Origin of the sequence: Paenibacillus favisporus (assembly GCF_040545415.1) — a bacterium.
GTDB classification, from domain to species: domain Bacteria; phylum Bacillota; class Bacilli; order Paenibacillales; family Paenibacillaceae; genus Paenibacillus_AQ; species Paenibacillus_AQ favisporus.
In genome coordinates this window covers 353,775-375,521 of sequence record NZ_JBEPLV010000001.1, presented here as the reverse complement: position 1 = coordinate 375,521, position 21,747 = coordinate 353,775, and the positions used below count along the sequence as shown (strand labels likewise).

The 21,747-nt window shown below is 54.8% G+C and carries 19 protein-coding genes and 4 tRNA genes; 2 read left to right on the top strand and 21 right to left on the bottom strand.

Annotation, left to right across the window (positions count from 1 at the left end):
• Positions 1-25: 25 nt before the first annotated feature.
• From ABID47_RS01740 to ABID47_RS01710, 7 genes are all read right to left on the bottom strand, one after another.
• Positions 26-436 (bottom strand): hypothetical protein, encoded by a 411-nt coding sequence (locus ABID47_RS01740; RefSeq protein WP_076169879.1) that lies wholly within the window; start codon positions 434-436, stop codon positions 26-28.
• Between the two features lie 32 nt (positions 437-468).
• The gene (locus ABID47_RS01735) at positions 469-1,137 is read right to left on the bottom strand and encodes a uracil-DNA glycosylase (RefSeq protein ID WP_089550315.1); all 669 of its coding nucleotides are present in this window, start codon (positions 1,135-1,137) and stop codon (positions 469-471) included.
• 163 nt (positions 1,138-1,300) lie between these two features.
• Positions 1,301-1,386: transfer RNA gene (locus ABID47_RS01730), tRNA-Leu, on the bottom strand.
• Positions 1,387-1,538: 152 nt separating this feature from the next.
• Positions 1,539-1,624, bottom strand: a tRNA-Leu gene (locus tag ABID47_RS01725).
• A 25-nt stretch (positions 1,625-1,649) separates the two neighbouring features.
• A tRNA-Ile gene (locus tag ABID47_RS01720) sits at positions 1,650-1,726 on the bottom strand.
• A 38-nt stretch (positions 1,727-1,764) separates the two neighbouring features.
• Positions 1,765-1,841: transfer RNA gene (locus ABID47_RS01715), tRNA-Met, on the bottom strand.
• A gap of 108 nt (positions 1,842-1,949) precedes the next feature.
• The gene (locus ABID47_RS01710; RefSeq protein ID WP_163879495.1) at positions 1,950-2,114 is read right to left on the bottom strand and encodes a hypothetical protein; all 165 of its coding nucleotides are present in this window, start codon (positions 2,112-2,114) and stop codon (positions 1,950-1,952) included.
• Positions 2,115-2,325: 211 nt separating this feature from the next.
• On the opposite strand from ABID47_RS01710, the gene ABID47_RS01705 reads away from it, so the two are divergent.
• Complete coding sequence (locus ABID47_RS01705) at positions 2,326-3,192, top strand: YitT family protein (RefSeq protein WP_116231585.1); 867 nt, start codon at positions 2,326-2,328, stop codon at positions 3,190-3,192.
• Between the two features lie 138 nt (positions 3,193-3,330).
• Here the strand turns inward: ABID47_RS01705 and pyrE are convergent, their stop codons facing one another.
• The 12 genes from pyrE to lspA all read right to left on the bottom strand — a co-directional run bounded on the left by pyrE (position 3,331) and on the right by lspA (position 16,493).
• Entirely contained in the window at positions 3,331-3,972 is a 642-nt protein-coding gene (pyrE, locus tag ABID47_RS01700) for an orotate phosphoribosyltransferase (RefSeq protein WP_105444549.1), read from the bottom strand.
• Positions 3,969-4,706: an orotidine-5'-phosphate decarboxylase gene (gene pyrF / locus ABID47_RS01695; protein WP_354494711.1), complete on the bottom strand. Its 738-nt coding sequence runs from the start codon at positions 4,704-4,706 to the stop codon at positions 3,969-3,971. The genes pyrE and pyrF overlap by 4 nt, the downstream gene beginning before the upstream one ends.
• A gap of 21 nt (positions 4,707-4,727) precedes the next feature.
• Complete coding sequence (carB, locus tag ABID47_RS01690; protein ID WP_354494710.1) at positions 4,728-7,940, bottom strand: carbamoyl-phosphate synthase large subunit; 3,213 nt, start codon at positions 7,938-7,940, stop codon at positions 4,728-4,730.
• A gap of 1 nt (position 7,941) precedes the next feature.
• The gene (locus ABID47_RS01685; RefSeq protein WP_076169875.1) at positions 7,942-9,072 is read right to left on the bottom strand and encodes a carbamoyl phosphate synthase small subunit; all 1,131 of its coding nucleotides are present in this window, start codon (positions 9,070-9,072) and stop codon (positions 7,942-7,944) included.
• Between the two features lie 98 nt (positions 9,073-9,170).
• A complete protein-coding gene (locus tag ABID47_RS01680) occupies positions 9,171-10,454 on the bottom strand; it encodes a dihydroorotase (RefSeq protein ID WP_354494709.1) in 1,284 nt (427 codons plus the stop codon).
• Positions 10,455-10,564: 110 nt separating this feature from the next.
• A complete protein-coding gene (locus ABID47_RS01675; protein WP_354494708.1) occupies positions 10,565-11,473 on the bottom strand; it encodes an aspartate carbamoyltransferase catalytic subunit in 909 nt (302 codons plus the stop codon).
• A gap of 1 nt (position 11,474) precedes the next feature.
• On the bottom strand, positions 11,475-12,029 hold the full coding sequence (pyrR, locus tag ABID47_RS01670) for a bifunctional pyr operon transcriptional regulator/uracil phosphoribosyltransferase PyrR (RefSeq protein WP_251677190.1): 555 nt from the start codon (positions 12,027-12,029) through the stop codon (positions 11,475-11,477).
• A gap of 351 nt (positions 12,030-12,380) precedes the next feature.
• Positions 12,381-12,638 (bottom strand): twin-arginine translocase TatA/TatE family subunit, encoded by a 258-nt coding sequence (locus ABID47_RS01665; RefSeq protein WP_354494706.1) that lies wholly within the window; start codon positions 12,636-12,638, stop codon positions 12,381-12,383.
• An 88-nt stretch (positions 12,639-12,726) separates the two neighbouring features.
• Positions 12,727-13,455, bottom strand: a complete 729-nt coding sequence (gene tatC / locus ABID47_RS01660; protein WP_234489325.1) for a twin-arginine translocase subunit TatC — start codon at positions 13,453-13,455, stop codon at positions 12,727-12,729.
• A 235-nt stretch (positions 13,456-13,690) separates the two neighbouring features.
• Positions 13,691-14,944, bottom strand: a complete 1,254-nt coding sequence (locus ABID47_RS01655) for an LL-diaminopimelate aminotransferase (protein ID WP_354494704.1) — start codon at positions 14,942-14,944, stop codon at positions 13,691-13,693.
• 95 nt (positions 14,945-15,039) lie between these two features.
• Positions 15,040-15,948: an RluA family pseudouridine synthase gene (locus ABID47_RS01650; RefSeq protein WP_260869370.1), complete on the bottom strand. Its 909-nt coding sequence runs from the start codon at positions 15,946-15,948 to the stop codon at positions 15,040-15,042.
• A gap of 47 nt (positions 15,949-15,995) precedes the next feature.
• Positions 15,996-16,493: a signal peptidase II gene (gene lspA / locus ABID47_RS01645; RefSeq protein WP_076170153.1), complete on the bottom strand. Its 498-nt coding sequence runs from the start codon at positions 16,491-16,493 to the stop codon at positions 15,996-15,998.
• 227 nt (positions 16,494-16,720) lie between these two features.
• Here lspA and ABID47_RS01640 point away from each other — a divergent pair, with 227 nt between their 5' ends.
• On the top strand, positions 16,721-17,458 hold the full coding sequence (locus tag ABID47_RS01640) for a TraR/DksA C4-type zinc finger protein (RefSeq protein WP_354494702.1): 738 nt from the start codon (positions 16,721-16,723) through the stop codon (positions 17,456-17,458).
• Here the strand turns inward: ABID47_RS01640 and ABID47_RS01635 are convergent.
• Both ABID47_RS01635 and ileS read right to left on the bottom strand, forming a co-directional pair.
• Positions 17,455-17,784, bottom strand: a complete 330-nt coding sequence (locus tag ABID47_RS01635) for a DUF5665 domain-containing protein (protein WP_354494701.1) — start codon at positions 17,782-17,784, stop codon at positions 17,455-17,457. The two genes, ABID47_RS01640 and ABID47_RS01635, sit on opposite strands and share 4 nt — an antisense overlap.
• Positions 17,785-17,963: 179 nt before the next feature.
• Positions 17,964-21,056 carry an isoleucine--tRNA ligase gene (ileS, locus tag ABID47_RS01630; protein WP_354494699.1) on the bottom strand — a complete coding sequence of 1,031 codons (3,093 nt, stop codon included), beginning with the start codon at positions 21,054-21,056 and terminating at the stop codon, positions 17,964-17,966.
• Positions 21,057-21,747: the final 691 nt, after the last annotated feature.

Here is a 21,747-nt window from a genome sequence, read left to right as displayed (position 1 = left end):
AAAAGCATGCCGCAAGACTAATGTCTCACAGCATGCCCCGCAATGACCGGACAACGCAAGTGCACTCCGCTTTCCGAAAAGTCCGGCCGTCCGACAGGGTCACCGTCTCCGCATTATGCGAGCTCAGGGTGGCCCTGTATGCTTCCAGACGGTCCTTCCGCCAGATCATGACCTCGGACCCGAACAACACGGCGTTATCGAACTGCCGTTTGTCCTTCATGATATATCCGACCGAATGAGGCGCGGCGTCAGGGGCATTTTTCCCTTCGGGAAGAAGCCGGATCGTACAAACCTCGCCAAACGGCAGCTTCAGGTCGTGCGGCCCGAGCACGAGCCATTCGTTATGTTCATCCCACTTGCGAAGCGTCCCCTTGACCCGGGAATGCAGCTTGTCGTTGCACAGGATAGTAACCCGCCTGCCGATCCAGTTCTTCATGGCCCTTTCGCCTCCTTTCGCATGAAAATGAGTTACCGGTCAGGAATCGCCCAATCGACCGGCTTGATCCCATGGGCTGCTAAAAACGCGTTGGCTTTGGAAAACGGCCTGCTTCCAAAAAAACCGCGGTGCACCGACAGCGGACTCGGGTGAACCGACTGGATCACCAGATGCTTTTTCCGATCGATAAAAGCTCCTTTTTTCTGGGCATGGCTTCCCCATAGAATGAACACGACCGGCTTATCCCGCTCATTCAGCTTCTCAATGACAGCATCGGTAAATCGCTCCCATCCTAATCCTTTATGCGAATTTGCCTCGCCATCCCGGACGGTCAGCACCGTATTGAGCAGCAGCACCCCTTGCTCGGCCCAATGCACCAGCGTTCCATGGTTTGGAATCGGCACGCCCAGATCGCTGTGCAGCTCTTTGTAAATGTTCACGAGGGAAGGCGGAATCCGCACGCCGGGTTTGACCGAAAAGCTTAGGCCGTGGGCCTGTCCGGGTCCATGATAAGGATCCTGTCCCAAAATGACCACTTTGGTATCCTCGTATGGGGTCAGCTTGAGCGCTTTAAAGAGGTCCTCTTTCGGCGGGTACACTTTGTGAAGCTTGTATTCCTTGGCCAGCTTATAACGGAGTTCCTGAAAATAGTCCTTTTCGGTTTCTTCCTTCAGCTGCTCGTCCCAATCGTTATTAAATATCATGAAGCATTTCTCCTCTCTCGTAAATATATAAACCTATTTTTATAGAAAAACGTCTGCCGACGCACAATCAATGAAAGTCAGACCGCATTGAACGGCAGCTAAAAAAATAAGCCGGCCCCGATCCGGACCAGCTTACCCTGTTCAACTTGTTCCAATCCAATGCCGAGAACCGGGCTCGAACCGGTACGGTAGTCACCTACCGCAGGATTTTAAGTCCTGTGCGTCTGCCAATTCCGCCATCCCGGCTTGTCTATCACTTTTGTGACGACAAAATTTAATATAACATGTTTTGCCTATACCGGCAATCCTTTAATTCCCATTCCTTTTACCGGCCATGAGCACAAAAAAACCGGCTCAGTCAAAGACTGAACCGGCTTCCTTCGAATGGTTTACCTGTATGCCGAGGACCGGGCTCGAACCGGTACGGTAGTCACCTACCGCAGGATTTTAAGTCCTGTGCGTCTGCCAATTCCGCCACCCCGGCATGCTGTTTCTTGCATAATGCTATATGGTGGGCCCTGAGGGACTCGAACCCCCGACCAGTCGGTTATGAGCCGACCGCTCTAACCAACTGAGCTAAGGGCCCTGATCAAGTATATACCGTACAGATAATGGCTGTTAAATTGGTTGCGGGGGCAGGATTTGAACCTGCGGCCTTCGGGTTATGAGCCCGACGAGCTACCGGACTGCTCCACCCCGCGTCATTAACCATATCAAATAGCGACAAGAATTAATATACAGCATATGTACCCACTGCGTCAAGTATTTATTTATGGAATTGGTGTTAGGACATCCTGGGGCCTGCCATGTCACGGCAAGAAGCGGACACCGTACCTGCCTCTCCTTGAACGGAAAATTTCAACGAGCCGCGGCTCTTCATAACCGTAAATCCAGCTGTCCTGCTCCAGCCTCTTCGCCAGGCACCCTGCCTGGAACTTCGTCCGGTAGAGCTTGCCGAAATACACCCACCGCATTGCTGCTAACCCCCCTTTCATAGATGAGCTGTTTTGATGCCTATTGTTGCCGCAAACGCGATGGTTCATTCATAGCAGCAGAAATGTCGGCTAGTAAAATGTCGAAAACGTTCGAAAAAAAGCGAGATTGCTTTGTGCTGAGCGAAAAAATCGTTTATACTGATAACTAAGTTGTTTAACATTTTAATTTTCAGGAAAGCGGGGAATGTCCATGGCAAAAACACATAAAAAGCTGTCTTTTGCGGATCTGGTCAAAAAATTTGTATTTATTACGGTGGGGGCCGTGCTTATGGCCGTCGCGCTCGAGGTATTTCTGGTTCCCAATGAAATCATCGATGGCGGCATCACCGGGATTTCGATCGTCTTATCCAAAGTGACGGCCTTTCCGCTCGGTATTTTTCTGTTTATTATCAACCTCCCCTTTTTATTTCTGGGATACAAGCAGATCGGAAAAACGTTCGCCTTTTCTACCCTTTACGGCATCGCCGTCATGTCTGTAACGACGCAGCTGCTGCATCATGTCAGTCCTTTTACCAATGAGAAAATATTAGCGGTCCTGTTCGGCGGCCTTATTCTCGGTCTTGGCGTCGGACTCGTCATCCGTTTCGGCGGCTCGCTCGACGGAACCGAAATTGTCGCGATTCTGCTGTCTAAAAAGCTCCGCATGCCGGTCGGCCAAATTATCATGATCATGAACGTCTTCATTTTCATTGTTGCCGGATTCGTATTCGGTTGGGATTCCGCGATGTACTCCATATTTACATACTATATGGCCTCCAAAGTGATGGATATCGTGGTCGAGGGTTTGAACGAGTCCAAGTCGGTCACCATCATCTCGAACGAATACGAGGAAATTTCCCAAACGATTCAGGATCGGCTGGGACGCAGCACGACCTTCATGTACGCCAGAGGCGGCTACTCGAAGGAAGATACACAAGTCATCTATTGCGTCGTCACCCGGCTTGAGCTGGCCAAACTGAAGGCGCTCGTGCAGGAGATCGATCCCAAAGCCTTTATTGCCATTGAGCATGTGTCCGATGTGCTCGGCGGCAATTTTGAGAAAAATGCCATCCACTAAAAGATTTGAAACCTCAAGCTTAAGGTTACAGCATGGTTCATCATCCGTGTAAACCACTTAAAAAGGCAGCCCTTAGGGCTGCCTTTGCTTTATCATTTTATAAATCCATTTGAGGAAATTCACACAAGTGTCGTCTTCTTAGTTTCCGAACGATGACGGATCTTCTCTCCACGCTTTGAGCGCTTCGACGTCCTCCTGCTGAATGGCTCCCTTTTCCAGGGCCACTTCCATCAGCGCCGCATAGTTGGACAACGTCTGCAGCGGAATCCCCGCTTCGGCAAAGGCTTGTACCCCTTTATCGAGCTGATAGCTGAAGATGGCGAGCACGGCGAGCGGCTCGGCACCGGCTTCCTTCACGGCTACCGCCGCTTTAAGCGAGCTGCCGCCGGTCGAGATCAAGTCTTCGATGACGACGACTTTTTGCCCCGGCTTGATGATGCCCTCGATCAGGTTCTCCTTGCCGTGTCCCTTCGCTTTATCGCGGATATAGGCCATCGGCAGATTCAGCTTCTGGGCAACCCACGCTGCATGAGGGATACCGGCCGTCGCCGTTCCCGCAATGACTTCCGCGTCCGGATACTGCGCCCGGATGATCGCAGCGAACGATTCGGCGATAAGCTCGCGGATTTCAGGGTAAGACATCGTCAGACGGTTATCGCAGTAGATAGGCGACTTGATGCCCGAGGTCCAAGTGAACGGCTGTTTCGGCCGGAGCGCCACCGCTCCGATCTCAAGCAAATGGGATGCGATACGTGCTGGAATTTCTGCTAGGGTAGTCAAGCTTCGATCATCTCCTTGATAATGTGTTCGGCAGCTTCACGCGGGTTTTCCGCCGCCGTAATCGGACGCCCTACGACGATGTAATGGCTGCCTTGGCGAATGGCTTCGCCCGGCGTCAGGACGCGCGCCTGGTCGCCTGCTGCGGAGCCCGTAGGCCGGATACCCGGCGTGACGGTGATAAATTGCTGGCCGCAAGCCTCGCGGATCAGCGCCGATTCCTGGGCCGAGGCGACGACGCCGTCCAGTCCGGCCGACTGCGTCAGCTTGGCGTAGTGTACCACGGCGTCCTGAACGCTGCCCTGAATGCCGATCTCGCTGTTGAGCGTCTCCTGGCTGGTGCTGGTCAGCTGGGTGACCGCGATAATGACCGGCCTGCTCAGTCCGGGATCGGCCGCAACCGCGGATTCGGCTCCATCAAGCGCGGCTTTCATCATCGCCGTACCTCCGGCAGCATGGACGTTAAACATGTCCACACCAAGACGGGTGATGCTCTCTGCGCCACCCCTTACCGTATTGGGTATGTCATGCATTTTCAGATCAAGAAATACGCTGTAGCCTTTTGACTTCAATTCCCGCACAAAAGCAGGCCCTGCAGCATAGTACAGCTGCATGCCCACCTTCAAGTAGCAGGGAATACCTTCAAGTTCGCGGACCAGCGCGGATGCCGCTTCGGCATCCGGGTAGTCCAGGGCCACGATCAAGCGGCCCGCCATTTCTGTATACTTATCATTCATGCTTCTAGTATTTCCCCCTTCTCAGTTCGCAAAAGCCGGCATGGCCTGCGAAGAGAAGTTGAGGGTATCCAGCATATTCATCAGCGCTCTGACCGTGTCCAGCGAGGTCATGCAGACTACGCCGTTCTCTACCGCTTCCCGGCGGATACGGAATCCGTCGCGCTGCGGCGTTTTCCCTTTGGTCAGGGTGTTGAACACGAACTGCGCTTCACCATTGCGGATCAGATCCAGAATGTTCGGTGTGCCGTCGCTGAGCTTCTGCACGGTCGTTACGTTGAGTCCGGCTTCGTTCAAAGCTTGAGCCGTACCTTCGGTTGCGTAGATCTTGTAACCAAGGCGCTTGTAGCCCTTCATGAGCTCCACAGCTTCTTCCTTATCCTTGTCGGCCACGGTGACGATGATCGCACCCGATGCCGGAATTTTCATGCCTGCGCCGATCAAGCCTTTGTACAGCGCTTTGGCGTATTGCAGGTCGCGTCCCATAACTTCGCCGGTCGACTTCATTTCCGGTCCGAGTGTCGGCTCGACTCTGCGCAGCTTCGCGAAGGAGAACACCGGCACTTTGACGGAAACGTAGTCGCTTTCCGGCCAGAGGCCTTCCTTGTAGCCTGCGTCCTTCAGCTTGCGGCCGAGAATGGCCTGCGTGGCCAGGTTCGCCATCGGAATTGTCGTGACTTTGCTCAGGAACGGTACCGTCCGGGAAGAGCGCGGGTTTACCTCGATGACATACACTTCGTCGTTGTAAATGACAAACTGGATGTTGACCAGGCCGATCGTTTTCAGTTCCTTTGCAATCCGCGTCGTGATGGATACGATCTTCTCCTTGAGATGCTCCTCCAGGTGCTGTGGCGGATATACCGCGATCGAGTCGCCGGAGTGCACGCCCGCGCGCTCGATATGCTCCATGATGCCCGGGATGACCACGGTTTCGCCGTCGCAGATCGCGTCGACTTCCACCTCTTTACCCAGCATGTAGCGGTCGATCAGTACCGGATGCTCCGGATTGATCTTTACAGCCTGCTCCATATAGCTCAGCAGCTCTTCATCGGAGTAGACGATTTCCATCGCGCGCCCGCCAAGGACGTAGGATGGACGGACCAGCACCGGATAGCCGAGCGATTGGGCCGTGTCTACGGCTTCGTCGACCGATGTAACCGTGCTGCCCTTCGGCTGGGCGATTTGTAGTCTCGAGAGCAGCGCCTCGAACTTCTTGCGGTCCTCCGCCTCGTCGATGCTTTCGAGGCTGGTGCCGAGAATGTTCACGCCCGCTCTGCTCAGCGGTCCGGCCAGGTTGATGGCCGTTTGGCCGCCGAACTGAACGATGACGCCGATCGGCTTCTCCTGCTCGATCACGTTCATGACGTCCTCGAAGAACAGCGGCTCGAAGTACAGGCGGTCCGACGTGTTGAAGTCCGTGGATACCGTTTCCGGGTTATTGTTGATGATAACCGCTTCGTATCCGGCCTTCTGAATCGCCCACACGGCGTGTACGGTCGAGTAGTCGAACTCAATGCCTTGGCCGATCCGGATCGGTCCGGAGCCCAGCACGACCACTTTCTCCTTGTTGGACGGCGTTACTTCGTTCTCCGTCTCGTAGGTCGAGTAGTAGTAAGGCGTTGTCGCTTCGAATTCGGCCGCGCAGGTGTCAACCATTTTGTAGACCGGACGCAGACCGCTCGAGAGGCGGAACTCGCGAACTTCCGTCTCCGTCGTCAGACTTCCGGCCTGGCTCTGGCTGCGGATCTCGGCAATCGCCCGGTCGGTGAAACCGCGGCGTTTCGCCAGGTACAGCGTGTCATAAGAAAGCGTGTCTTCCTGAAGCTGCTCTTCGAACGCGATCAGCCCCTGGATTTTATCGAGGAACCACCAGTCGATCTTGGTCAGATCCTGAACTTCCTGCAAGCCGTAGCCGCGGCGGAACGCTTCCGCGATCAGGAAGATCCGCTCGTCGTCGGCTTTGATGAGGCGCTCGCGGAGCACTTCCTCGCTCAGCTCTTCCGTACCTTTCAGATAGAAGCGGTGCACTCCGATTTCCAGGGAGCGGATCGCTTTATGGATCGATTCCTCGAACGTGCGGCCGATAGCCATAACTTCGCCGGTCGCTTTCATTTGCGTGCCCAGCTTGCGGTTCGCCTGCACGAATTTATCGAACGGCCAGCGCGGAATTTTGCTGACGATGTAATCCAGCGTCGGCTCGAAGCAAGCGTATGTCTGCCCGGTCACCGGGTTGACGATTTCGTCCAGGGTGTAGCCAAGGGCGATCTTTGCCGCCATCTTGGCGATCGGGTACCCGGTCGCTTTGGAAGCGAGCGCCGAAGAGCGGCTGACACGAGGGTTAACCTCGATGACATAGTATTGGTAGCTGTGCGGATCCAGGGCGAACTGCACGTTACATCCGCCTTCGATGTTCAGCGCGCGTATAATTTTCAGCGACGCCGATCTCAGCATTTGGTATTCACGGTCCGAGAGCGTCTGGGACGGGGCTACGACGATACTGTCCCCGGTGTGAACGCCGACCGGATCAAAGTTCTCCATGTTACATACGACGATGCAGTTGTCGTTGGCATCGCGCATGACTTCGTATTCGACTTCCTTCATACCCGCAATGCTCTTCTCGATCAGGCACTGGCCGATCGGGCTGTAACGGATACCGGAACTTACCGTTTCACGCAGTTCTTCTTCATTCGCGCAGATGCCGCCGCCGGTTCCGCCGAGCGTGTACGCCGGACGGACGATCAGCGGGTAGCCGATCTCTTCGGCGAAGTCGAGCGCTTCTTCCAGGGTCGTGACGATCGTGCTATCAGGTACCGGCTGTTCCAGCTCGCGCATCAGTTCGCGGAACAGGTCGCGGTCTTCGGCTTTTTCGATCGAATGAAGCTGGGTGCCCAGCAGTTTAACGTTTTCCTGCTCCAGCACGCCTGCTCTCGCCAGTTCCACCGCCATGTTAAGGCCGGTCTGGCCGCCGAGCGTCGGCAGCAGTCCGTCCGGGCGCTCCTGGCGGATGACCTGGGTTACGAAGTCCAGGGTGATCGGCTCGATGTATACTTTATCCGCCGTGTTCGTGTCGGTCATGATGGTCGCCGGGTTGCTGTTAATCAGGACAACCTCAACGCCTTCCTCTTTCAGTGCTTCGCATGCCTGCGTGCCCGCATAGTCGAACTCAGCCGCCTGGCCGATGACGATCGGTCCAGAACCGATAACGAGGATTTTCTTAAGCTGTTTATTGATAGGCATATTATCGTGCTCCTTTCACGGCTGCAGCCAGTTCAGCCTGGCGCGGTTTTGCAGGTTTTTGCTGTTTATGATCGGCAATCATTTTCAAGAACTCGTCAAACAGATAGCTGTTGTCGTAAGGGCCAGGGGCCGCTTCCGGGTGGTATTGCACGGTAAAGGCCGGGTATTTCTTATGTTTGAGCCCTTCCACCGTCTTGTCGTTGTTGTTGATATGCGTAACCTCGAGCTCTGTGCCGGCAATGGAGTCATCCTTAACCGTGTAGCCATGGTTCTGCGATGTGATATAGCAGCGGTTCGTCGCCAAATCCTTCACCGGATGGTTGCCGCCACGATGCCCGAATTTCAGCTTCTCGGTGTCGGCGCCGCAAGCCAGGGCGAACAGCTGGTGACCCAGGCAGATGCCGAAGATCGGATATTCGCCGAGCAGTTCCTTGATCGTCTGGATCGCGTGCGGTACATCTTTAGGATCCCCAGGGCCGTTGGACAGCTGAATGCCGTCAGGGTTCAGGCGGCGGATTTCCTCGGCCGTCGTATCATGCGGAACAACCACCACGTCGCAGCCGCGGGAAGTCAGTTCGCGCAAAATACCGCTCTTGGCGCCGTAGTCGATAAGTACGATCCGCTCTCTAGCGCCCGGGCTGCTGTAAGTATGCTTCGTGGACACGCGCGACACCTGATCGGTCATCAGGGTGCTCGCAGCAAGACGCTCTCTCAGCTCCTCGACGGACTGAGCGGATGTTGTCAGAATCCCCTTCATCGTGCCGTGGCTGCGGATAAGGCGGGTCAGCATGCGCGTATCGATGTCGCTGATGCCGACGATCCCGTATTCCTTCAGCAGCGTATCCACGCTGTACTCGGCGCGCCAGTTGCTCGGCACCGTTTCATGGCGGCGTACGACAAAACCGTGCACATACGGCGCAACCGACTCAAAATCGTCGCGCGTAATGCCGTAGTTGCCGATCAGCGGGAACGTCATCGTGACGATTTGCCCGCAGTACGACGGGTCCGACAGCACCTCTTGATATCCCGTAATCCCTGTATTAAACACGACTTCGCCCGTCGTTTCACCTTCTGCTCCGAAAGCACTGCCCGTAAACAGTGTTCCGTCCTCCAGCAGCAATCTTGCCTGCATCCCACTCACTCCTCTGTCAAATTACGTTAAGTTAGTATCTAGTAGTATCTATATCTGTTTCTTTTGTATCAACCGATCCGGCCCGGTTATATCCGGTCTTAGGCTTCAAACACGACTTTGCCGTCCATCCAGGTTTTAACCGGCCAGCCCTTCAGCTTCCACCCGGTAAACGGCGTGTTCCTCCCCTTTGAGGCAAACTCTTCCGGATTCACCGCTTTTTCGGTTTCCAGGTCAATCATCGTCAGGTCAGCGGGAGCGCCTTCCTCAAGCCGCCCGGTGTTCAAACCGAACACCCGCGCCGGATCGGAAGTCATCCGCTGAACCAGCATGGCCAGATCCCATTTGCCAGTCGCCACAAATTTGGTGTACAAGAGCGGGAAGGCCGTCTCGAAACCAACGATGCCAAAAGGCGCCATTTCCATGCCTTTTGCTTTCTCTTCCGCCGCATGCGGCGCATGGTCCGTCACGATGATGTCGAGCGTTCCGTCCAGCAGCCCTTCGATGCAGGCTTCTACGTCCCGCGGCGAGCGCAGCGGAGGATTCATTTTCCAGTTGGCGTCCAGCCCCGGAATGTCTTCATCCGACAGCAGCAGATGGTGCGGACACACCTCGGCGGTGACGTGAATGCCGACTTCCTTGGCCTGGCGGATCAGCCGGACTGACTGTTCCGTGCTGACGTGGCACACATGGTAGTGCACGCCCGTCGCTTCCGCCAGCAGGATGTCCCGCCCCACATGAATCGCTTCCGACTCGTTCGGAATACCGATCAGTCCGTGCTGCTCGGCAAACTTGCCTTCCGTCACGCTTCCCCCTTCGACCAGGGAGTTCTCTTCACAGTGTGCAATCACCGGCATGTTCAGCTCTTTCGCCCGGCGCATGGCGTCTTTCATCATCTTGGCATTCTGTACGCCAACGCCGTCGTCAGTGAAGCCGACCGCCCCCGCTGCTTTGAGCGCTTCAAAATCCGTCAGCTCCCGTCCGAGCTCCCGTACCGTAATCGCTGCATAAGGGAGCACCTTCACGATTCCCGCCTCGCGGGCCTTCTCCAGCACCAGCTGGACCGTTTCCGGGTTGTCGGTCACCGGTTTCGTGTTCGGCATGCAGGCGATGGTCGTGAAGCCGCCTTTGGCAGCCGAGCGGCTCCCGGTCTCGATCGTTTCCTTATGTTCAAATCCAGGTTCGCGCAGATGAACATGCATATCGATCAAGCCGGGCGTAACCAGCTTGCCGGCAGCGTCCGTCACTTCCGCCCCTTCGGGAGCACTCCAGTCGGCATCGGGTTCCACCAATGTTTTGATGATGCCGTCCTCGATGACGATATGCTTGCTTACCTGTTCCCCTTGTTCGTTCAGTACGCTGGCGTTCGTTATGATCTGTATCATGAGTACCTCCGGTCGTTGATTGGCACTGTGGCTTCCAATCTATTGTATAATAATAATTCATTTTTGTGTATATTTATTAATAAAATTTGTGTATGCCTATATATCCCTGATTATTTCATTGCCCGTTCCATGACAGCCATACGGATCGGAACGCCATTGCTCATTTGCGGGAAGATCGCCGACTGTTCACTCTCGACAACCGCATCGTCGATCTCCACGTTCCGGTTCACCGGAGCAGGATGCATAATTAGTGTATGCTTGGACAATTTGGATGCCCGCTCCTCCGTCAATCCGTACTGCGCTCTGTATTCCTCCGCCGATTTCAGCATGCCGGTCGCATGACGCTCAAGCTGAACCCGCAGCATCATGACCACATCCGAGCGGAGCGCCTCTTCCATCGTTACGTATCTGGCAAACGGCTCCAGCTCTGGTGCCGTCATATTATTCGGCGCGCAGAATTTGACTTCGGCCCCGAACTTGCGCAGCGCCCACAGGTCCGATCTGGCCACCCGGCTGTGCTTAATGTCGCCGATGATCGACACCGTCAGGCCTTGAAGGCTGCCGAAGCGTTTCTTCATCGTGTACAGGTCGAGCAGTGCCTGCGTCGGGTGCTCATTGTTTCCGTCCCCTGCATTGATGAGCGGAACCGAGATTTTGCTGGACAGCTCCTCCAGTACCCCAGCCGGCTTCAGCCGGATGACGCCTGCGTCAATCCCCATCGATTCGAGCGTTCTTACCGTGTCGTAGATCGATTCGCCTTTCTCTACGCTTGAAGCAGCCGCCGTAAAGTTCAGAACCTGGGCGCCCAGACGTTTCTCTGCCATTTCGAAGGAAAAACGCGTCCGCGTGCTGTTCTCAAAAAACATGTTGGCTACGAATTTGGAGGCCAGTACCGGCACCAGCTTTTCGTGCTGTGCTTCCCAGTGTGCGGCCCGGTTCATGATCGATTCGATTTCGTCGCGGCCCAGATCCTTCAGTCCGAGCAGGCTCCGGTCCTTCAGCTGCGTCATCGTTAGCATGTTATTTCTCCTCCCGGTTTTGCATAATCGTCACTTCGTCCTTGCCGTCCGTTTCCGTGAGGGCGACTTCAATTTGCTCGGACCTTGCCGTCGGTACGTTCTTGCCGATATAATCCGGCCGGATCGGCAGCTCCCGGTGTCCCCGGTCCGCCAGCACCGCCAGCTGGATCATCTGCGGCCGGCCGCAGTCCATCAGGGCGTCCATTGCGGCGCGGATCGTCCGTCCCGTGTACAGCACGTCGTCGAACAAAATCACTTTTTTATCATGAATATCGAGCTTTTCCAGGCCGATGTTTGCTTCAGTCAGAGTTGCTGTGCTGTCTTTCTGGTCGTCCCGGTACCGGGTGACGTCAACGGCGCCCCATGGAACCGGTGTGCCTTCGATTTCGAGAATTTTGCCGGCGATGCGCTGGGCCAGAAATTCTCCCCGGGTTTTGATGCCGATGAACACACAATTTTCAATCCCCTTGTTCCTCTCCAGTATTTCGTGTGCAATCCTTGTCAGTGCACGGCGGATTGCCGTTTCATCCATAATGACATGCACCTCGTTGCTCATGCTCCACACTCCTTCTTCCGTCTAAAAGGGATTTAAATAGCTGACCCGTGAAGGTTCCCCACTAAGCGAGGTTTTGCTGTGATGCCTGTTTAGATGCTTGGTGGGGACCCAGATAACAAAAAAACTCCCTGCCCGTAGGCAAGGAGTTAGAATCCATCAGCATGCGCTGATAGACATAGAGATTCTCTGGGCGGCTTAAAGCAGACAGTATGCTGCCGCGAAGTGAACCTCGGTTCACGTTACCTTGCCAGTCTCACGGGACTGATTTAAAGGTGCTATTCAACTACAGAAGATTATGACAGACTGGACGTCTGTTGTCAACCGAGCTTAGCCTTCCCGATCCGTGGAATTTTATTCCGGCAAACGCGAGGATGCGGCGGATTCCGTCCGAACCGCCTGAGGCTGCTGCCCCTGTTCCGTTACGGGCTCCTGGGCGGAGCTGCGTTTCTGGCGCGGCGAGTCGCCCATAATGTCGCTCATTTCGTTTTTAAATTCCCGCAGCATGCGTCCGGCCGAGCGGCCCAGTCCAGGCAGCTTGTTCGGTCCGAATAACAGCAGCGCAAGCACGGCCAGCAATATGAAACCCGGCAAACCGATATCGCTTAGCATAACGTAAATCGTCCTCCCTTAAACCAATTTATAAACCAGCTTCTCCACTTGATCTCAGTGCACTTCAACACCCAAGGTCGAACCTGCCTTAGGCAGATCCATAATTCATCCGGTCTTTGGTCCCCGCATCCGTCTGCATTTGCTTGCGGTATACCAGCTTGGACATCAATACGCTGATTTCGTACAGCAGAATAAACGGTACCGACACCGAAATATGCGAAAAAAACTCCGGCGGAGAAATCATGCACGCGATGAAGACCAGCACCATGTACGAGACTTTACGCATTTTCCCCAGCAGTCCCGGGTTGATGACACGCAGCCTTGTCAGCAGCATCACCAGCACCGGCAGCTCAAAGGCAAGCGACACCGGAACCACGATGTTGGTCAGAAACGTAAAGTACTGCGCAATGCCGTACGTCTCCACCAATCCCAAGTTTTTGGTCATACTCGTCGTAAAGCGAAACGCCATCGGGAACACGACAAAATAGGCAAAAGCAAACCCGACAAGCAGCAGTACGAACGCAGCTGGCACATACTTTAGCGCCGCTTTCTGCTCGCTCTTGCGCAGTCCCTTTTTGGCAAAAGCCCAAATTTGCAGCATCGTAAAAGGTACCGCTACGACCAGCGACAGGGCTGCGGCAATGTACATATACATGCGAACGCCCTCCCACGGGCTGAACGCGTTCCATTCGACCAGCGAGGCCGGCGGCCTGCCCCTCAAGAAGTGAAGCACGTCGCCCACCACGAACAGCGCCGCGATCATTGACACTAAAAACGCGCCCAAAATCCAGAACAGGCGCTTGCGCAATTCGCCCAAATGTTCAACATACGAATCCCATTTCCAATGTTTAAACAGAGCTGCTCAACTCCCACTTCAGGCCTTGTTCTCGAAAACAAGCGCCCTTATTGCTATGTCCACTTTACCATGTTTGGCCGCAAAAATCATGGGCTTGTTTCCAGTTCCTTCAGCCGCTCCAGCAGGCTGATATAACGCTGCGGCCAAAAAAAAGATCCGCCCTGCATATCAGGGACGGATCTTGCTGCACATTGAATTAAAATTCGAATTCCACGTCGCTCAGGCGGCGTTTAATTTCGGCAATGACGCGTTTCTCGTCTTCTTGGCCCTTCGCTTCGAAAGTGACGGAGAAACGGACAAAGCTGCCGGCATCATCCCAAGGCACGGTGGAAATCAGCTTCTCGCGGATCAGGAACTGGGAGAAGTCCTCGCCGGAATTGAAGCGGACCCCGCCTTTAATGCCCTTAGGCGCTTCCACATAGAGGAAGAAGGAGCCTTTCGGTTTCTCGGCCTGGAAGCCCAGCTCGTTCAGCGCGGCTACCAGCATATCGTGGCGGCGGGAATATTTCTCCGCAATTTTCTCCGTAATTTCCGGATGGGCGAGACCGTAAGCGGCCGCTTTCTGGATGGCAATAAACTGGCCGGAGTCGTTGTTGTCCTTCACGTCGCCGACGGCTTTCACGACGAGCGGGTTACCGGCGATAAAGCCGATCCGCCAGCCGGTCATGTTGTAGGATTTGGATAGCGAGTGCAGCTCGACACCTACGTCCTTCGCACCTGGAATCGACAGAAAGCTCAGCGGCTTCAGTCCGTCATAAGTCAGGGCTGCGTAAGGAGCGTCATGAACGACGACGATGTCGTACTTCTTCGCCCATTCCACCACTTCGGTGAAGAACTCGACCGTGGCGCTTGCGCCCGTCGGGTTGTTCGGATAGTTCAGGTAGATCAGCTTGGCACGCTGAGCAATGTCTTCCGGAATGCTCTTCAGGTCCGGCAGGAAGTTGTTTTCCTTCTTCAGCTCAACGGTGTATACTTCCCCGCCGAGGTATTTCGTGTGGGTTCCCAGAACGGGATAACCAGGCACAGTGATGATGGTCACGTCGCCAGGGTTGATGAACACCGATGGAAGCATCGCCAGGGCCGGCTTGGAGCCGATGGAGTGGAGCACTTCCGTCTGCGGGTCGATGCCGTCCACGTTGAAGACTTCCTTCAAATATTTGGCCGCCGCTTCCTTGAATTCAGGAATTCCGTTATCTGCATAGCCACGGTTCTCCGGCTTGGCCGCTTCTTCCGCAAGCTTGGCCACAATGCCGGCGTCAGCCATTTCATCCGGTTCGCCTACGCCAAGGTCGATCAGTTCCACGTCCGGGAAGTCTTTTTTGGCCTGGGCTTTGGCCCGCTTGATTTTTTCGAATTTATAGATGGCTGTGTCTTTACCATAATTGGAACCGCCGATCCGGTCCGCAAAGCTGTTCTGAATGTACGTTTGCTGGTACTGTTCGATACTCATGTATTCTTTCATCTCCTACTTCAATTTCTACACCCCTAAATATGAAGGAATCCATGGCGGAATGCCATGGACTAATTATCGTATGATTTGTACTTTCAACGGCTGCGCAGCGATGTCAGCAGATCCTCCATATCGCCGGGAATCGGCGCTGAGAACTCCATATATTCGCCGCTTGCCGGATGGATGAATCCAAGCACGCCGGCGTGCAGCGCTTGTCCGTTCATTTTGATGCCTTTGCTCCGTCCGTACACCGGATCCCCGACGAGCGGATGGCCGATGAACTTCATGTGCACCCGGATCTGGTGAGTCCGCCCGGTTTCGAGCTGAAGCTCCAGCAGGGTATAGTCGCCAAAACGCTCCTTGACCGTAAAATGGGTGACGGCGTGTTTGCTGTTCTTCTCCGTCACGGTATACATTTTGCGGTCGATTGGATCGCGCCCGATCGGAGCGTCTATCGTTCCTTGATCATGGCTGACATTGCCGTGGACCAGGGCATAATAGCGCCGGGTCACGCTGTGGTCTTTGAGCTGGGCGGCCAAAGAGGCGTGGGCCATATCGTTCTTAGCGGCCATGATCAAGCCGGAAGTGTCCTTATCGATCCGGTGAACGATGCCTGGGCGCAGCTCCCCGTTAATGCCGGACAAATCCTTACAGTGGTACATCAGCGCATTCACCAGAGTCCCCGAGGCATGCCCGGGCGCAGGATGAACGACCATCCCCCGCGGCTTGTTGACCACGATGACATCCTTGTCCTCGAAAGCGACATTCAGTGGAATGTCCTCCGGTACGATCTCGACGGCGGATGGCTCCGGAACGGTCACTTCCAAGCGGTCGCCCGCCGCCAGCTTATAATTGGCTTTGACCGGCTGACCGTTCACAAGCACGTGGCCTGCGCTGATCCAGAGCTGGACCTGGGACCGGGAAATGTCCTCCTCCCAGGATTCCGTAATATATTTATCGATGCGTTCTTTGGCATGGACTGGGTCAACGACCCACTCCCTGATATCCGCACTCTCCGGGTTTTCCCCCGCTCCGGATGTTTGTTCTTCGATCAAACCGGTTCATTCCCTTCATTGCTCTTGTTGTTCGATTCGGTTCGGTTCATGTCCATCAGCGAATCCAGTATAATGAGCGCCACCCCGATCACGATGCAGGAGTCGGCCACATTAAAAATCGGAAACGTATAGCTGCCGAAATTGAATTGTAAAAAGTCCACCACTTCGCCGTTCAGCGCACGGTCGAGAAAGTTGCCGATCGCCCCTCCCAGGACGAGGCTAAGCGCTACCGGAAGCAGCTTGCGCGAAGACGATTTTCTCACCCGGTTCATATACCAGATAATCGCCACCACCACGACGATGGTAATCACGATAAAAAACCAGCGCTGGTTGGGAAGAATACCGAAGGCTGCACCCGTGTTCCGGTGGGAGGTAATCAGAAAAAAGTTGCCAATCACCGGAATTTCCTCTGCTAATTCCAATCTGGTGGCAATTAAATACTTGGCGCCCTGATCCACCAAAAACACGATTAAAGCGATTAAGTAGTACACCACAGCCATTTGTCACTCCGTTCTTATTCATTAGGCCCGTCCGCTCGGACACAGCCTTTCACGTCATGTAAAGACTTGTTTATTGTAGCATAGGGCGCCGGAAACCGTCCATAAACGGGGAATGGCGAAAACAATTTCCTTCTGTAAAACAGGCTTAATCCGCACATTCTAGATATGAAAAGAAATCGTCTTTATCGTTTTGTTGATCCGAAGCGGAAAGGGGCTTTGTCATGCAGCATCTCACACAATCACAGCTGGATCATTTGCACAGCATGCTTAAGGAACAGCAGGAATCCATCCGCCAAAAGGATGACAGCAACGAGCATTACGGCCTGGAAGACTCCATGCGCGACCAGACCGGCGAGCTTTCGAACATCGACAACCATCCCGGCGATGTGGCTACCGAGCTTTACTCCAGGGAAGTCGATTTAACGCTGCAGGACCATGATGACCATCACATGGACCGCATTGAAATGGCGCTGGACCGATTCCAGCAGGGAACCTATGGCGTCTGCGAGGAATGCGGAAAGCCGATCCCGTATGAGCGGTTGGAAGCCGTTCCGACGACGTCTTTTTGCAAAGAGCATTCTCCAAAAGTGCATGTCGAGAATTACCGCCCGGTTGAAGAGGAATTTCTGATGCCTCCTTTTGGCCGGACGAGCCTGGACGAACGCGATGACCAGAACGGTTTCGACGGCGAAGACGCGTGGCAAATCGTAGAAAACTTCGGCAGCTCCACCAGCCCGGCTTATGCAGAAGACCGTGAGGTCCACAGCTACAACGAGCTCGAGATCGAGGCTTCCGACGAGCTGGAAGGCTGTGTTGAGGCGTATGAAGCTTTTGTCTCCACCGATATTTACGGGAATCAGATCGAATTTGTCCGTAACCAAGAGTACCGAAAATATATGGACCAAGGCGAAGGGGTCAGTATGGACCAGCTCGGCGAAGAGGACGAAGGGTTCATTTAATACGTTTTCAGCTCAAGCTGCCGCTGGACGATCCGGACGATATCGGCAATATAATCTCCGATAATCGGAAGATTGAGCGCTCCCAGCACCTGCAGCACATATATAATCGTAGCGGCAAAAAAGGTGAACCCGATGGCGACCCCGACGCCGCGCGCCGCACCGGACAGCAGGTTCAACATAATCAACCGGAAGGGTCTGTGCAGAAGCTGGGTATATTCCGCAATTCGTGCCTGCTCCAATTCCTCGGCAATCCGCACGGTCAAGCGGTATACGACGTTCAGCTTCTCCTCTTCCGATTCGGGAATGATGCCCTTCTTATTCGCCATCTCTGCATTCTCCTCTCGGATCAGCGCGGTATCCATCGTTCCGATGAACAACAAACGAGCCGAAGCCGGCGCGAAAATGGTCTTTCATTTCCGCACGGGCCAGAAGGCTCGTTTGTTCGTTTGTTGTGCTATTATGCGCCAAAGCGGCGATTGCCATTCAATGGCGGTGAAAAGGCAGATTATCCTGCAATGCGGATACCCAGCGTTTTGCCGGCGAGATCAACGCGCTCCATTTCGGCTTCTTGCCCGAACGCAAGCTCGTTCACCAGCACGTTTTCCCGGAGCACATGCTCAAACGCCTGGATGGCAGCCGTCAATTCTTCATCCGCATCAAGGACCAGGGTGACGCGTTTCTCGATCGGCAGATCGAGCTTTTTGCGGTAGTCCTGTACAGCACGCACCACTTCGCGAACCCAGCCTTCCTGTTCCAGTTCAGGCGTAATTTCCGTATTGAGGGCAACGGTGATGCCATAGCCCGAAGCCGATGCAAATCCGGCTTTCGCCTGCTTTTCGACGAGCAGCTCGTCAGCCGTAATCTGAAGCTCATCTCCATCCGGCGATGTGACGTTCAGGCTGCCGGTATTGACGACGTTCCGCGTATCCTCCGGACTCATCGCTTTCAGGAAGCCCTGGAGGAACCCGATGTTTTTACCGTATTTCTTGCCGGCTACCTTCAGGTTCATCTTCAGCGTAAAGTCGACGAATCCGCTGTCGCTCGTCTCCACGACGATGTTCTTCACGTTGATTTCTTCCTTGATGATCTCCTCGTATCCGGCCACATCAAAATCGCGGTCCAGCGACACAATCAGCTCGGACAACGGCTGGCGGGTCTTGATCCCCGTTTCGTTCCGCACGTTGCGGGCGAGCTCGACGATCTGGCGGGCGGTTTCCATATCTTCCTCGAGCGCCTTGTCGATCCGAGCCTCATCGGCAACCGGATAATCGGTCAGATGAACGCTTTCCCCGCCAGTCAGGTTCGTGTAGATATCTTCCGAGAGCAGCGGCGTGTACGGCGCCATCAGTTGGGCCAGCGTGACCAGCACATGCGTGAGCGTGCCGTAAGCGGCCAGTTTATCTTCTCCGAGTCCGCTGCCCCAGAAGCGGTCGCGCGAACGGCGGATGTACCAGTTGCTCAGCTCGTCGACGAATCCTTCGATGGCTTTGGCCGAGTTGAGGAAGTCGTTGCTTTCCAGCGCTTTGTCCACCAGCAGGATCAGGCTGTTGAGACGGGACAGGATCCAGCGGTCCAGCTTGTTTTCCGACGGCTGGTACGGATGCTCAGCCGGATTGTAGCCGTCGATGTTCGCATACAGCGTCAGGAACGCGTGCGTGTTGACCAGCGTGTCGATCACTTTGGATTTGGCTTCACCGACGATGCCTTTGGAGAAGCGTTTGCTGTTCCAAGGTGCGCTGTCCGAAAGGAGCGCCCAGCGGAACGCGTCCGTGCCGTATTCGTTGATGATGTCCCAAGGGTCGATAACGTTGCCTTTCGATTTGGACATTTTTTGGCCGTTTTCGTCCAGGATATGCCCCGTGGCGATGACCGATTTGTAAGGCGCAACGCCTTTGAATAGAGTCGATACGGCCAGCAGGCTGTAGAACCAGCCGCGGGTCTGGTCGATCCCTTCGCAGATCATATCCGCCGGGAACTGCTCCTCGAACGTGTCCACGTTCTCAAACGGATAATGGTGCTGTGCGAACGGCATCGAGCCGCTGTCGAACCAAACGTCGATCACCTCGGACGTCCGCTCCATCACGCCACCTTCGCAGTGCGGACAGCGCACTTTGACCTCATCGACGTAAGGCTTATGCAGCTCCAGATCGTCGCTGATTTCGCCGACCGCCTGGGCCTTCAGCTCCGCAAAGTTGTGCGGCGAAAACTCGCCTTTGCACGATTCGCAGACCCAAACGTTCAGCGGCGTGCCCCAATAGCGGTTACGGCTGATATTCCAATCCACCAGCTCTTCCAGGAACTTGCCGAAGCGTCCTTCACGGACATGGCCTGGATACCAGGTAACCCCATTGTTGTTGGCGATCAGCTGATCCTTGACGGCCGTCGTTTCGATAAACCAGCTCTCCATCGCATAATAGAGAAGCGGAGACTTACAGCGCCAGCAGAACGGATAGCTGTGCTCATATTTTTCCTTGCTGTACAAAGTTCCTTTTTCCGACATCATCTTCACGATGTCCAGATCGCAATCTTTCACGAAGCGTCCGGCGAAGTCGGTAACCTCATCGGTATAGCGTCCTTGGGCGTTCACTACGCTCACGAAGCTGATGCCGTTTTCCCGGCAGGTTTTGTAGTCGTCTTCCCCGTGGGCCGGCGCCATATGCACGATCCCCGTACCGCTCGAATCCGTAACAAAAGATGCGCCGACGATGATGTTTCCTTTTTCCGGCTTGAAGTAAGTAAACGGCGGCGTGTAGCTCTGTCCGACAAATTCGGAACCTTTGTGTGTGGACAAAACCGTATAGTCGCCTTTCATCACGTCTTCCACCAGGTTTTTGGCGACGATGTAGACGCCGTCTTCCTGCTGGACGCGGGCATATTCCATATCCGGGTTCATGGCCAACGCCACGTGGGACGGCAGCGTCCAAGGCGTGGTCGTCCAGGCCAGCACATAATCGCCGCTGTCATGCAGCTTGAATTTGGCCGTAGCACTCAAATCCTTGACGTCTTCGTAGCCCTGCGCCACTTCGTGGGAGCTGAGCGTCGTCTGGCAGCAAGGGCAGTACGGGCTCACGCGATGTCCGCGGTACAGCAGCCCTTTACCGTGAATCGTGGACAGGATGTTCCACACGCTTTCGATGTAGTTGTTCTCCAGTGTGATGTACGGATGGTCCAGATCCGTCCAGTACCCGATCGCTTCGGTCAGCTCTCTCCACTGCTTCTCGTACTCGAACACGCTGTCCTTACATTTCTTCACAAACTCTTCCACGCCGTATTTCTCGATATCCTGCTTACCGGAGATGCCGAGCTGCTTCTCTACGCCGAGCTCCACCGGCAGACCGTGGGTGTCCCAGCCGGCTTTGCGCACGACACGGTAGCCCTTCATCGTTTTGTAACGCGGCACAAAATCCTTGATCACGCGCCCCAGCACGTGCCCGATATGCGGAGCCCCGTTGGCTGTCGGCGGGCCTTCGAAAAATACGAAGTTCGGCTTGCCCGAACGGTTTTCGATGGATTTTTTGAAGGTGCCTTCTTCATTCCATTTTTTCAGGATGCGCTGATCTCTCGTGCGCGCTTTTTCTTTGACATCGACCTTATGCATGATTATCCAACCTTTCGTAATCTTTAAAAGATTTCCCATCTCCCTAAATCCCTCTTCGTAAGAGGGACCCCGAGGGCGCTGCCCTCTGGACACCCGGAAACCTCCGTGGCGCATCATTTGATACGGACTTAGATGTGCTTGAGCGTATCCCCGCTTGCCGCCCATCTTCCTTTGCCCCACAAAGTGAAGATGGGCACGCTTGACGTTGGTGTTACCTAGTTACTAATTAAGAGACGCTCCTCCAACATTCCCAGTCCGCATTTTCCCATATCTCCAAATTGCCCTCACAAGCCCGGCACACAGCCTGCGCATGTGCCCCAGGTCGAGCGGTGCGGAGCCGCGTAAGACCCATCTCGCATGAGAGGTTCCGAAGGCGGTCCCCCAAAGGGGGCAGCCGGAGGAGAACCGGGCACCTCGCCTACCATTGCATCAATACTCCAACCAGCTCCGTCCTCGGAGACTTTCGGGTGTCCAGAGGGTAGAACCCTCTGGGGTCCCCCTTAGGATAAGGGGGATTTAGGGGGATCCGAAAAACAAAAATAAGCCTCATCCCCTAAGGGACGAGGCTTCTGCTCGCGTGACCACCCTAATTCCATTCTTTCAACAATCGTCCTTGAACCGCAAGGTCAAGCACATTGATCAAAGAATGACTCCTCAGTCCATGCCAAGCTTCCGGCATGGAGCCGATATA